11 protein-coding genes and 1 pseudogene are annotated in these 12,630 nt (G+C 33.7%); 6 read left to right on the forward strand and 6 right to left on the reverse strand.

The genetic code is table 11. The annotated features are described in order from the left end of the window. Nucleotides 1-701: 701 nt before the first annotated feature. Both HE1_RS05715 and HE1_RS05720 read right to left on the reverse strand, forming a co-directional pair. Nucleotides 702-1,937 carry an MFS transporter gene (locus HE1_RS05715; protein WP_035545642.1) on the reverse strand — a complete coding sequence of 412 codons (1,236 nt, stop codon included), beginning with the start codon at nucleotides 1,935-1,937 and terminating at the stop codon, nucleotides 702-704. 15 nt (nucleotides 1,938-1,952) lie between these two features. Beyond that, nucleotides 1,953-2,702, reverse strand: a complete 750-nt coding sequence (locus HE1_RS05720; protein WP_006290499.1) for a ubiquinone/menaquinone biosynthesis methyltransferase — start codon at nucleotides 2,700-2,702, stop codon at nucleotides 1,953-1,955. Between the two features lie 398 nt (nucleotides 2,703-3,100). Between HE1_RS05720 and HE1_RS05725 the strand changes: the two genes are divergently transcribed. The 5 genes from HE1_RS05725 (at nucleotide 3,101) to HE1_RS07690 (ending at nucleotide 6,665) form a co-directional block, all read left to right on the forward strand. Continuing rightward, nucleotides 3,101-3,781 (forward strand): MarC family protein, encoded by a 681-nt coding sequence (locus HE1_RS05725; protein ID WP_035545643.1) that lies wholly within the window; start codon nucleotides 3,101-3,103, stop codon nucleotides 3,779-3,781. Next, the gene (locus HE1_RS05730) at nucleotides 3,772-4,512 is read left to right on the forward strand and encodes a dihydrodipicolinate reductase C-terminal domain-containing protein (protein WP_006290502.1); all 741 of its coding nucleotides are present in this window, start codon (nucleotides 3,772-3,774) and stop codon (nucleotides 4,510-4,512) included. The genes HE1_RS05725 and HE1_RS05730 overlap by 10 nt, the downstream gene beginning before the upstream one ends. Nucleotides 4,513-4,895: 383 nt before the next feature. Then, complete coding sequence (locus tag HE1_RS05735) at nucleotides 4,896-5,252, forward strand: HesB/IscA family protein (RefSeq protein WP_006290504.1); 357 nt, start codon at nucleotides 4,896-4,898, stop codon at nucleotides 5,250-5,252. 12 nt (nucleotides 5,253-5,264) lie between these two features. Next, a complete protein-coding gene (plsY, locus tag HE1_RS05740) occupies nucleotides 5,265-5,894 on the forward strand; it encodes a glycerol-3-phosphate 1-O-acyltransferase PlsY (RefSeq protein WP_006290506.1) in 630 nt (209 codons plus the stop codon). A 459-nt stretch (nucleotides 5,895-6,353) separates the two neighbouring features. Further along, the gene (locus HE1_RS07690; protein WP_006290508.1) at nucleotides 6,354-6,665 is read left to right on the forward strand and encodes a transposase; all 312 of its coding nucleotides are present in this window, start codon (nucleotides 6,354-6,356) and stop codon (nucleotides 6,663-6,665) included. 446 nt (nucleotides 6,666-7,111) lie between these two features. Here HE1_RS07690 and HE1_RS10110 read toward each other — a convergent pair whose 3' ends face one another. The 4 genes from HE1_RS10110 to HE1_RS09170 all read right to left on the reverse strand — a co-directional run bounded on the left by HE1_RS10110 (nucleotide 7,112) and on the right by HE1_RS09170 (nucleotide 12,164). Continuing rightward, nucleotides 7,112-7,402, reverse strand: coding sequence for a hypothetical protein (locus HE1_RS10110; RefSeq protein WP_035545645.1), 291 nt, complete (start codon nucleotides 7,400-7,402; stop codon nucleotides 7,112-7,114). A 215-nt stretch (nucleotides 7,403-7,617) separates the two neighbouring features. Further along, nucleotides 7,618-11,571, reverse strand: coding sequence for a hypothetical protein (locus tag HE1_RS05755; protein ID WP_162480441.1), 3,954 nt, complete (start codon nucleotides 11,569-11,571; stop codon nucleotides 7,618-7,620). 250 nt (nucleotides 11,572-11,821) lie between these two features. Then, the gene (locus tag HE1_RS10505) at nucleotides 11,822-11,944 is read right to left on the reverse strand and encodes a transposase (protein ID WP_006292568.1); all 123 of its coding nucleotides are present in this window, start codon (nucleotides 11,942-11,944) and stop codon (nucleotides 11,822-11,824) included. 37 nt (nucleotides 11,945-11,981) lie between these two features. Beyond that, complete coding sequence (locus tag HE1_RS09170; protein WP_162531300.1) at nucleotides 11,982-12,164, reverse strand: hypothetical protein; 183 nt, start codon at nucleotides 12,162-12,164, stop codon at nucleotides 11,982-11,984. A 129-nt stretch (nucleotides 12,165-12,293) separates the two neighbouring features. Between HE1_RS09170 and HE1_RS05765 the strand changes: the two are divergent. Then, nucleotides 12,294-12,630: pseudogene (locus HE1_RS05765) on the forward strand (IS481 family transposase); the annotation flags it as partial.

Here is a 12,630-nt window from a genome sequence, read left to right on the forward strand (position 1 = left end):
CCAAAGATTTCCTTAAATTGGTTTAATAAACTGATGCGTGCTTGGGTGTGCGAATTTTCCTGGTGATCAAGCATGCTCTAAAACAAAGGAAATGCAATCTTTCCAACTCTAACAGCTAGTACGAGGCAATTGATATTCTGCGTTCCAACCTTCCAATTGGTGCCATCGAGCATTAAATGCATTTTAGGAACTTGCTCCCAAATGCTTGATATTAAGGCTTTTGAGAAGAGTCCAGAATCAATTAACTTGTCCTTTTAAAAAAACGCCTGACGCGTTCAAGCTTGGATTTTATTGAAGGTGGAGCGTTCATCTTATGGATCAGCGCAGGATGCTGAACATTTCGCTGATCGATCATACTAAGTACGAAGGTTCATTTGCATTAAACATTGTTGTTAATTTTTAATAAAATAGCCTCTCTTTTGGATCTTTAAAAGCCCCTTCAAAAAAGTGAGGGGGAGTATGGATAATTGTAGGAAAATTATTGTAGATTAGCTATAAATATCTTTATAAATTTTCGTCATTTGATTGATATTTTTTTTCTAAACCTAAAGCAATGATGCTCTATTACTCCGCGCTATGAGAAAATGTCTGTAAATTTTCTGGCCACTATCCACTTGGCTTCAATAGTTGTTTTTCTACGGTCTTTTGACTAAATTGAAAACATGACCTTAAAATTATAAAAAATTTTTATCTTTTGATAATTATAAAAAATTTTTATCTTTTGATACACAAAACATATAAATTAGTGCTGGAACACACGCCAACATACTGGCAAAAATCATTCCACTCCATCCAACATGCACAATAAGCCATCCTGAACAAGAACTTACCAACTGAGAATTAAAGTGAGCTAACGCGGTAAAAATACTAAGCTGAGTTATGGCTTGTCCCAAATTAACTGTCATGATTTGAAAAGCAAATACACTGGTAAGTGAAAAATTAAGGAGAATTCGCTGAAAAATACATAAACAAGATAACATCCCCAACGAGTTTCCAAAACTTCCCCAAAACAACCCAGCAAATACCAGAAGTTGTCCTGTCATTCCCCAACGCATTACACGCAGTACAGAAAATTTTTGAATACAGTACCCTGAAACAAAAATTCCAAAAGAACTTCCCCAAAAGTTCCAGAAATCTTGTACACTATATTGCTGTTTGGAAAACCCCATATGTAAAAAAAACAATTCCTGATTGGGAGTCCATAAGTGATCTGCTACTCGATATAGCATTAAAATTAAAAAAATTTTACGGATTTGAGGATGCTTCAACAATTCTTTGATGGGAGAAAAAAAATTATACCCGATTCCTTTAAAAGGCTGAATTGGCGCAAGATCTAAAGAACTAAACATAGGAAAAAATAAAACGCTTAATGCTACAACTAAACACCCTCCTGCTAGGTAATGGTACAACATCGGCCAGCTCCAAGAGCATTGAGAGAAAAACAAAGCTCCGGAAACTGCCAGCGTCATTCCTGCTCGATACCCATTTAAACAAAAACTTTCTGGAAGTCCTCTTAAATTTTCAAATCCCGTATCCTTTTGACAGGCAATAACCATCATAGAATAATTTCCATCTAGCATGAATAAAAGAGCAGTGCAAACAAAAAATGCTATTCCAGAGAACATAGAACAAAAACTAATAATTGTAAGAAGAATACTAAATGCTATTAAATGCATAGATAGCCAAAATCTTCTCGGGCTAAACGGAATCCAAGAAGGCAAAGCCAAAGAAAAAAAAGGTCCACAAAACATTTTTAAGCTGTAACATATTCCCAAGACTGCTAAAATATCAAAGGTTCGAACGGAAAGTCCTAAATCGTTTCCCCAAAGACGAGGCCAAGTACGCACAACTTTGTTAAGCAGCCCTCCCCAAAGCCCTAAAAATCCAATCACGAATAATCCTTGAATTTTTCTGCTCTGAATGTTTTTAAATTTCATATATTTCCCCTAAAATCATACTGTTTTCTGGCCCATTTCTTGGATTTGTAAAGAATCATTTGGCTTTTGGGCGTAATACAATTGGACTATACCTCCTTCCATGGGAATGCACTGAGAATTTTCAAATCCGGCCTGGGAACACTCTTTTAAAATTATTCCCGATGAGGGAAACTCTAAAATGCTATCGGATAGATATTGATATGCTGAAAAATCCTTTGCAATCCATTTGCCTAAAAAAGGAATACCATAAAGCAGATAGCGCCGATATGCCCAAGCTAAAATTGGTATAACTTCAAAAGAAAATTCTAACATCAGTAAAATTCCCTTCGGTTTTAACAAACGAAACGCTTCTTGAAAAGCAAGAAAGCGATTTTCCATATTGCGCACCCCAAATCCACATAAATACACTTCGGTCATTTTTGAAGGCAAAGGAACAGATTCAGCATATCCTTTTAAAAAGTGTAATTTTGTACAAGGCATCATAGAATATTTGCGTACTTTGGCACGTTTTAACATTTCCGTGCTGGGATCTATCATCCAACAAACACAAGATTTTTGCTGAATTTTTGCTTCTTGTAGAAAAAAGTCTGTTATTGCCCCTGTTCCACACGCCATATCGATGGCAGAAAAATCAGAATATGCACTCCAAGGGATATAGGAAATTAGAAATCTTCTCCAATAATCGTCTCGTCCCAAACTCATAATTTTATTCATTTGATCGTAAATAGGAGCAATACGATCAAATAAAGAAGCGATAGAATTCACACTACGCTCTTAATCATTTTGAACTCAATCTTATCAAAAATATTTTTACCAATCAAGCAAGTATATAGAAATCGAAGAGAATTTAAATGACTATGCTGTGAGCATAATAAGCCAAGATCACATAAAAAATTCATATTAAATATTATTTTAAATTGATAAAACTCTCATCAGCTGATTTCAGCTTTAGCAATTTTTTAAGGCATTGAACTGAATATGTCATCTTTTTTTCAAGTTTTGACAGACTTTCTATCTTAATTTATGCTCGTTGTACATGGCTTTTTTATGTAACTTTAGCTAGTAGTAAGAGTACTTTTAAAAGTAGTCTCTTTAAAGGAGTGACAAATTTAAAAAATCGGTGTAGGATAGTCCAAAGAATGTGATAAGTCTTTTTAGGATTTATGGAAGAGCTAAACTTTTTTTATTCTTTAGTATCAAGTCTATTAATTGTTGTTAATCCCTTTATTGTTGTTTCGGGGTTTGTAGGCTTGTCTGGAGAAGCGTCTCAAAAACAGCAAAGAGAACTTGCAGTTCGTGCTTCTTTAGTTTCTTTGGGAATCGGGTGTGCTTTTGGTATATTTGGAATGAGCGTACTAGAAGGGGCAGGCATAACGGTTTCTGCGCTTCGAATCGCTGGAGGTTTTCTTCTTTTTCGTACCGCTTGTGAGTTAGTAAGTGCGCAGGAAGACAATAGCGTTTGCAAGGAATCTTCAGATCTTTTACGATTGGCAGTTTTTCCTTTAGCTTTTCCTACTATCATTGGTCCTGGGGCTTTGTGCATCATCGCCGACGCTTTGGGAACGATTTCAAAACCGCACATAGGGTACACGCTAGGAATTGTTCTTGCGGTAGCAATAACAGTAGGGGTTAATTTTGCATTTTTGTATATGGCACCACAAATCTTAAAATTTTTGGGAAAAAGTATTTTAGAAATTATAAAGAAGTTAGTGGGATTGTTCTTGGCTATGCTTGCTGTTCAAATCATGATTGGTGGAGTAAGTGAAGTGTACAAGTCTTGGGAAAAACCAGAAACTGGGACTAGCATTTCTTTTGAATCAGAAAGGGAGTTGGAATGCGCTTAGGTGTTTTTGGGGGATTAGGAAAGTTAGGAAAAGCAATAGTAGATCTTGCAAAAGATTACAGTGGCATTAGCGAAGTTTTTATAAAAGATTTTAAGCAAGAGGGCGATCTAACGCTTTCTTTGAAAGATTTTATTGAGGGATCTGATGTCATTATTGATGTAGCGGGTGCCAAGGGAACCCAGTCTTTGCTGCAAGGACTTGCTTGTTACGAAGATGGGGAATATTCTAAAAAATCGCTAAAAAAATCTTTAGTTATAGGCAGCACAGGACACGAATCAGATGTAAACCATATGGTGTGTGGAATTCTTGGATTTTGTTCCGTTCTTTATGCACCTAACGCTGCCCAATCATTGTGGAATTTTCTATATTCTGCCACACAGTTGGCGCAAGCGCTTGGTCCTGACTGGGACGTGCACGTCCATGAGCATCATCATAAAAATAAAAAAGATGCGCCTTCTGGTACAGCTTTATGTTTTACACAGCACCTGGAATCTGCGTGTCCTTGGTTAAAAAATAAAATTCATTGGAGCTGCATTCGCGCAGGATCTGGAATGATATTGAATTCTTTGATTTTTTCTGGAAACGACGAAGTTATTCATTGCACACATCAAGTGCTAGATCGTTCTGTTTTTGCAAAAGGCTTACTAGACATGGCGGTATGGATAAAAGAGCGTGATCCAGGATATTACGATGTTGGATATTACGTTAAGAATAAAGGTAGTAAGCCGTAAAAAATAGCAGATTTTTATTTTTCGAAGTAAGTAAAAAAGAAGAAAAGTTTTTGAATCTTGGAAAAAAACTTCAATTAGGTGTATAGATTATAAATTCGAAGAATTCCAAAGAAGAGCATTTTTACTTCCTTTTCATTGGATTGTCGAAAAAATTTTTCAACTGCGCTGAGGAGGTAATTTTTTGCTTTCTTTACGTTGTTTGTGCATGGTTTTTTGTTTTGTGCAAAGAATTTAATATTTCTATTAAGCTTTAAGGAAATCGGTTCACTGAGCTCCCTCTAGACTTTATTATGTTACTTATGTCACAATTCTGATCGAGGAAAATGTTTAACAAGGTCCTTTATAAAGGGGGGTAGTGTCTGATGACACAAGAGTAATAAATTATGAACTGTTCTGGTATAAATAAATTATTTTTTACGAATAAAAGTGTTGAACAATTAAAAAAATTAGAAAAAGTTGAAAACGTTTCTGTGGTGTTGCGAATTCGTGTCTCAAGCGGTGGTTGCGCGGGCTTAAAATACGTCTTTTCTTTAGAGCGCTTTTATTCAAAAGCGAGTCCTGAAGATATACAAATAACGCAAGACGGCGTTAGTGTAGTGACAGATGCTCTTTCTATGAAGTACATTCAAGGAAGCACCATTGATTACCAAGAAACACTTATGATGAGTCAGTTTGTGGTGTTAAATCCAAATTCTGATGAACAGTGCAGTTGCGGAAGTTCTTTTCAGATAAAAAATTAAAGGGATAGAAATATGATTTTGTTCAGTTATTCTTTTTTAATGTGGATTGTTTTTGGATATGTAGTGGGAAGCGTTCCTTTTGGAGTTATTATTCCCGTTTTACTGGAAGGGATTGATCCAAGATGTATAGGATCTGGAAATTCTGGAACTACTAACGTTTATAGAGCGGTAGGGTGGAAGTGTGCTGTTTTGGTAGCTATACTGGATATATTAAAAGGCATGCTTCCTGTGTATTTTGCTCTAAAAGTTTTTAATTCCTATTTTTTAGCTATGGGGATAGCGCTGGCCTGTGTGTCTGGGCATGTTTGGTCTTGTTTTTTGAGGTTTAAGGGAGGAAAAGGAATAGCCACTGGGGCAGGAGTTTTGTTTCCTTTTATCCCGCTTTGGGTTGGAATATCTGTGGTTTTTTGGATTATCGTTGCACGATTTACGCGATATGCTTTCCTTGCGAGTATAATTTCTACAGCGATTGTTTTGCTAGGGGCAAGTATAAGTGTTCGTTATCCATTTTTTTTCTGTTTAGTATGTATTGTGGGCGGAATTATTCTTTTTACTCACAGAAGAAATTTTCTCCGATTTATTCAAGGAGCAGAGAATAAAATTGAAAAAAATTCTAAGAACCTGTCTTCACAATTTAAATAGAATCTGATATAAGGCCTGGTTAGGAGGTAAATGACATGCCCTATCCGAGAGATTTGAGTCACACAAAATAGAGATTTAATAAAACCTCATTGTGATACAGTGAATTGTGGTAAAAAACGCAAGAGAGCGGTTACTAACGTGGTATTTTATCCCATAAAGACGGGCTGTTATTTGCGCTTTTTGCCGCAAGCATATCCTCCTAGAAAAGTGTGTACAGGTTTTACATGAAAGAAAGACAAAGCAGAATTTGGAAGAAAATGATAAGAGCTCTTGTGGAAAAAATCCGGATAAACAATGGACTAAATGCTAATCCGATAATATTGACTTACAAAGTGCAAAAACTACGGACAAAGCTGTAAATCAAGGGATTGATGGGAAAAAAAGTCAAAGGCGTAAATGCCATAGTGTCACGAATACCCAAGAACATATTTTTCATGTGAAAGTTCACACTGCTGTGGGATGCCAGGCATTTGGTTAGGCAGGTGTAAAAATCCATCGCTTCAAGGCGTATGCGCAGATTCTGGTTATCGTAAAAGTTATCGTAAAACGTTCGAAGCGCTTGTTCAAAACTTATTGAAGAAGACCGTAGAGATTTCGGCACGTATTACGTCGAGCTGGGAAATTTTAGCGAAAAGATGGAGGATAGAGAGAATATTTGCTTGGCTAAATCATTTTAGGCGATTGGCCAAGGAGTATGAAATAGGCGTTCAACCAACAAAACACAACGTTATGATCCCCCATTCAATGCTACTGATTCGTCGGTTGGATTAACTGTGAAGATAGGTTCTAAGTTTTTTGCGTAATTTTATAGTGTATAATTTTGAAACTTTTAACCAAATATAGCACAATTACTTTTCAAAGTTTTATTAACGTGAAGCGCCGAAAAAATACGCAGTGTTACCTCTAGCATGTCAAATGATCGTGTGTTTGCAAGGAGTTTTCGACGAAATTTTACAAACCAATGGCGATGTCGAGCATTATTTTGTTCAATGGAAAAGGTTTTATCTTTTCCATGAAATAGGCAGGTGCTTGGAATAATTTTGTTACCCCCTTCCCAATGATCTGCGCAATAAAATTAAAATTTTCTATTTTTTTAATCGTTCAAAAAGTCGTTTGAATGTTTGGAGTGATCACCAAATTCCCAATCGATGAGCCCTGCACGATCCTAGGATTTAGAAATTCAAGCTTTAGAAATCCAAATTTTTTTGCTTCTTTTTTTAAATAATACCAAAATTCGTCAACTTCCTTGACAATACCTTTGTCTTCTGAAGATAGCTCAATTTTGGCGCATAGCTTTGATTATAAGGTGCCCGCCCCTTCAAAACAGCGGTGGCGCCGACACCAAAATGCTGAGCAATTCGCTTCATTGAAAGACCTCTTGCGTATAAAACGAAGGCTTTGAGCTTGTCTTTTCGGGCACACCTCGTGAAATTTTTTCCACATTTTTTACATTTGTACCGCTGAATCCCTGGAAAAAAACCGCTTTTATAAGTAATCCGAATATTCACAAATTTTACATACAATCATTTTTAGAGACTTTTAAAAGCCATCCTTTTACCAATTCTAATAAAAAGTAGCTTTAGTTGAAAGCTTCTAAAAGTCTGCTGAAAATAGAGGTCTGAAAAATATTAAGAAAAAGATCATTTTCTTTGGGGAGGTATTTTGCGGACTTCCCCATTTTTTTCTTTGTGCAGCGTTTTCAAAATAAATCACACAATATCTTTTAATCGTCCTGATTTTTGTTTTTTTTCTGAAACATATAGTTCTTATCATTTTTCAGCTCTGTACAATCTCTAAGATTCATTATGGATTTTTGAATATCATCTAAAGATCCATCAATAGAATGATCACTGATGGCCAAAAAGAAGTGCGCAGTATCCGCCAACATGCCCAAACGACATCTTTCCTTTCCATTCGCACCATCAACAACAAACCCTTCAAACAAGTACTTTAACAAAAAGTAAGGATGCCTTGAATAAACCTCATTTTTGTATTGTTCAGTTTCTTTATACAGATCAATATGACCTTTAGAAGCATTCCTTAAAAACTTTAAAAAATAAGGAAATTTTTCTTTACTAACATATTTCACCTCAACTTCCTTACCGTCTAACGCATTTAGACAAGAAGTTGTAAATTCTTTAAAGTAAACTTCCCTTTCTTCAAGCCCAGCATCGTGACATTTTTGAGTAAAATTTCCCATAAAATACTCTACAACTTCAAATGAACTGTTTCCAAAAAACTTTTTATTAGTATTTTTTATACTTTTTTTATCTTCTCTTGAAGAATAATGCATAAAAAATTCTGCTATTTCAGTATAAATAAATTTTTTATTTTCTTGTGTTATCAACAATTTTTCAATTTTTTGTTTTTTCACTGCTTCATTAAATTCTCCTAACAAAGCTTCATAATTTGTCCTTCCTAGTCCATCAATGAAGAATTTTTCTCCTTGACTACAAGGGCTCGCACTATATTCAGATTTTTTTATGTGATTGTGCTGATCTAAGTATTTTAAAAATTCATTATTCGTCGTATTCTCAAATTTTTTCGCTTTTCCAATAAAAAAAAGAATGGATCCAAACTTCTGCGAAAACCCTTGAATCTCTTCTTTTCGAGAGCTTGGATCTCTAAAACTGTTATAGAACAAACTAAATGCCAGCACCGCTTGCTTTAATTTCTGGTAGTCAATTGCTGAATTTTTCTTATTTATACCATAATTTTTTCTCAACGATTCACTGATAATCTCATCAATGGATAAGGAAATTGATGAGGCTGAATAATCAGAAGAAAATTTTTCATCGATAAAATTCTTAACTGTTTCTGCAAAATCTATTTTTTGAGCATTTATTTTTTGACTCGTAAATAATTCATTTAGTTTTTCTTTTTCTTTTTCTAAAGCTCTAAGTCTACGTTTACCCACCCTATGAATTGCTTTTTTAAAATTTCCTAACTTAAAGTCTATTAAGTCTTCCAGATATTGAGATTTGTCTTCGGGAAAAAAAATATCAAGGTAGCGCGCAAAACATTCAACCTTGTCTTCTTCTTGAAAATTTTCATCAAAAAATACTAATGCATCTTTTTTCTCTTTAGAATTTTTATCTCTCTTTAAATCCTCAAAAGGATACATCTCTTGAATTATTTCTTTGTACGAATCATAAAGATCCTTGTCATATTCTTTAGCATTTAAAAGTAATATTTTTTTTTCTGGACGTGTTTTTTGAAAATTTAGATTAATTATATGCTTTGATACCTCATCAAGATCTTTAAAAGAAGTATTTGTTAGATTCAGATAAAAAGCAGCTATATCTATGTAGTTACTTTCAATTTCAGCCTGATTTGATAAATCTTTACGTAAAGCTTGTTGCACAATTTCTATTTTTGCGTGTTGAGACAAACCTTTTATTGTATCTTTAATAAAGTTACAAAACGCGCTAAAACGGATATTTTCAGGAAAATTAGTATTTCTAAATAAATTATCCATATCAACATCAAAATCTAAAACGATTATTTTATCATTCGACAATTTAATATTTATTTTATTTTTCTCACAAAATAAATCCGCACCCTGTACTCGACACGCTACAAAATTTTGTAAAGCCTTATATTGATCTTTTTCTAAATTTTTTAAAACCTTACTTAAAATTTCATCAATTGTTTTTGGATAATTATTAAGAATTTTCTGAATAAGGAGATTTTCAGAAATTTTTTGAGTGTCTTCAGTTAAAATAGCTAAAATAAAATCGTATTCATTTTCATACTTTTTTGATAATGACGTCAATAAATAATTGATGAATCTGTCACTTTTCATTGATATTAATTTAGATAAAAATTTATCTTGATTATTCCAATCAATATTTTTTTCAAGAATAGAAAAAACGTGAGAAAAAACTTCAAGATCAGATGTAATCAGCGCATCAAAAAAACTATGAAATCTTCCAATTGGAAGACCAAAATCTAGACGTTGAAGAATATAGTCTAGTTCTTTAAATAAATTTTCTGGATTTTTGGTAAGAATCATTAAAGCATGATCAAAAAATCTTTGCGCATCTGATAATTCAGACGAACACATCAAAATTTTAGCAAAAACTCCTTTTTTATAGAGAAAAGCTTTGAGGATGTCACAACAATCTTTTCTGCTGAACAATTTATCCAAAAGCTTGCACGCCCTTTCTTCTCTTTTACTATCTTGCAACTCTATCAAGCTATCAAAAATGTGAGCAAAAATTTCTGGATGAATAAAATTCTTTTGGACATCTTGCAAGGGGTGATGAAGTTCATCATCAATTTTAGATAAAAATTTATCTAAGAAATCGTTTAAACTTTCTCTCCTTCCTTCGATGTTTTTAAAGCTATCAAAAATGTGATAAAAAATTTCTGGATGAACAAAGTTCTTTTGAACGCCTTGCAATGGATGATCTAGCTCTTCATTAATTTTAGATAAAAATTTATCTAAAAAATTATTTAAATTTTCTCGATTTTGTTCATTTTTTGTTAAGTAATCAAAAATGTGAGCAAAAAATTCTGGATGAATAAATTTTTTTTGGACACCTTGCAACGATTGATCTAGCTCTTCATTAATTTTAGATAAAAATTTATCTAAGAAATCGTTTAAACTTCTCCTCCTTTCTCTGATGCTTATCAATCGATCAAAACTATGAGTAAAAATTTCTGGATGAGCAAAACTTTCTTGATCGTCTTTTAATGAAAAATCTAAAATTCGGGCAAGACTTGAAGGACTTAATTGCTTAACGATTCGAACAATAAATGCATTATCCAAAAAACTATTTAAAATCGAATTATTGAAAATCCAAACTAAACTTTCTTGATTAGAAATTAAAAATTTTCTAAAAGACTCTGAAAAAGAAAACAAAAATTTGTCTTTTAAAGTCGCAACGCAAGCTTTTGAAAGCTCATTTCTATTTTTTGAACCTAACTGATCTTCAAATGAAGTGATACGCTCTACTACGGATACAACATGAAAACAATACGAAGCTTCTTTATTCCACGTTAAATTTCTGAATATTTTAAAAAATAATGTTTCTAACGAATCCTCATTTTTTCCAAAATCGTTCAAAACTTCACGCACTTTATTTGCATCGATATCAAAGTTCAAATTAGACGCACGATTCATCACCACCAAGGCTTTACTTAGGCAAGTAATGTCTTGATCTGAGAAATCTTTTTTTCCACCAAAATGAAAATTTTTCGATACATCGGAAAATAATTTATTAAGAGCGCCCGGTTTAGCTTGATTTAAAATTTTTAAAGCTCGCCCTAAAGCGTTGTTATCTTCCAAATCGAACAATATTTTTAATAGCTTTTCTGGAGAAATAGCTTTTAAAGAGTCATTTAAAATTTCCGCCTTGGCATGATCTAATACTTTCAGAGTGCACGCTAACGTCCCTTCATCTAAACAAAATAAAGTTTCGAACAATTTTTCTGAACTAACGGTCTCTAAAGTTTGTTTCAGCGCTAAAGCCTGGGAAGTGTAGTCGGCTAAGATTTCTGGATTATTAAAATAATTTTTAAGATCATCTGAAATGCTAACACGAGATGATCCAGAAGTTAATGCACCCGTTAGAGAGGCATAAAATCTGTTTAGCTCACCATTAAGTGAAGGAACAGCGTAAACATTTTGAGCAATACCCTGGATAAAAAAGTTTCCAAAAACACTTGTCATACAAATCAGAAAAAATCTTTTTTTCATTCGCGTAAAAATATTTTTTTTCTTTTTAATATTAACAAAAATTTAACAAAAGTTCAATAGTTTTTAATTAAAAACATATCCACACAAACTTTATTCCAACAAGTATTAACAAAACTTTTAATAATGTGATAGCTAAGATCATATAAAAGAGTCACAGATACTACGTATTGAAGATTTGATCAATCGAACAATTTTTAGTGCGTCGTATATGCTTAGCTTGAGCCTACTTTTTCTCAATAGGATTCAAATCAGGTGAATAAGAAGGCAAGGTACAGTAATGTATGGCCAGAGCTCTCCAATAATTTATCTGCTTTTCTATACCTTTGTGAAAAGAAGCATCGTCCATTCACACTTTTTGTAAGTAGATTAGGTAATAAAATCTGCTATACCCAAGATGTAAAAACTTCAGTATTGGCTGTTAACAAACCTACTGCACCTAAAGCAGAACCTATTAAGGCTTTATCACATTTGTTCTTCCTTTTGTCCCCCCAATCATGACTTCCATGGTACCGTCTTTCCTTATCAGAATAACTGTGGGTTCTGGGCATATCATAATTTTTTGGCAAAATGTAGATCTTTTTTCTGGATCCGCTTTTGGGAGATTTAGAGTTTTTTTATATGTAGCTCCTAAACTGTTTGATCCCAGAGAATTATGGAGTATATTATGAAGACGATAATTCATGGAAGAAAAGTTTATGGGACAAGTATTACATGCAAATGCCAGAACGACTGAGACACTCCGTAGAGAGATCCAATAGGGAAGAGAGCATAGCAAAAGCGGCTATAAGATTTAATGTTAATCCAAAAACAATTATCAAATGGAAGAATCGAGAAGATACAAAAGATCTCCCTATCGGTCTTAAAAAGATCAAATCTACTGTGCTTTCAGAGTCTGAGGAAGAAGCAAGTGTTGCATTCAAGAGGATGAAGTATTATATAGCTTACAAGAAACTATTCCACATTTAAGCCAATCAAGTCTTCATCGTTGCTTAAGGCGTCATGGCGGCTCTGTATTGCCTAAAAAAGAACTAT

It is taken from the genome of Holospora elegans E1 (assembly GCF_000648275.1).
Taxonomy (GTDB): Bacteria; Pseudomonadota; Alphaproteobacteria; order Holosporales; family Holosporaceae; genus Holospora; species Holospora undulata_A.

Bases quoted from the DNA above. Each gene is read 5' to 3' on its own strand.
- plsY (WP_006290506.1), top strand. From the start codon at position 5,265: ATGATTTTGTTCAGTTATTCTTTTTTAATGTGGATTGTTTTTGGATAT.
- HE1_RS05725 (WP_035545643.1), top strand. From the start codon at position 3,101: ATGGAAGAGCTAAACTTTTTTTATTCTTTAGTATCAAGTCTATTAATT.
- HE1_RS05715 (WP_035545642.1), bottom strand. From the start codon at position 1,937: ATGAAATTTAAAAACATTCAGAGCAGAAAAATTCAAGGATTATTCGTG.
- HE1_RS05735 (WP_006290504.1), top strand. From the start codon at position 4,896: ATGAACTGTTCTGGTATAAATAAATTATTTTTTACGAATAAAAGTGTT.
- HE1_RS10505 (WP_006292568.1), bottom strand. From the start codon at position 11,944: ATGGACGATGCTTCTTTTCACAAAGGTATAGAAAAGCAGATAAATTAT.
- HE1_RS05730 (WP_006290502.1), top strand. From the start codon at position 3,772: ATGCGCTTAGGTGTTTTTGGGGGATTAGGAAAGTTAGGAAAAGCAATA.
- HE1_RS05755 (WP_162480441.1), bottom strand. From the start codon at position 11,571: ATGACAAGTGTTTTTGGAAACTTTTTTATCCAGGGTATTGCTCAAAAT.
- HE1_RS07690 (WP_006290508.1), top strand. From the start codon at position 6,354: ATGCCAGGCATTTGGTTAGGCAGGTGTAAAAATCCATCGCTTCAAGGC.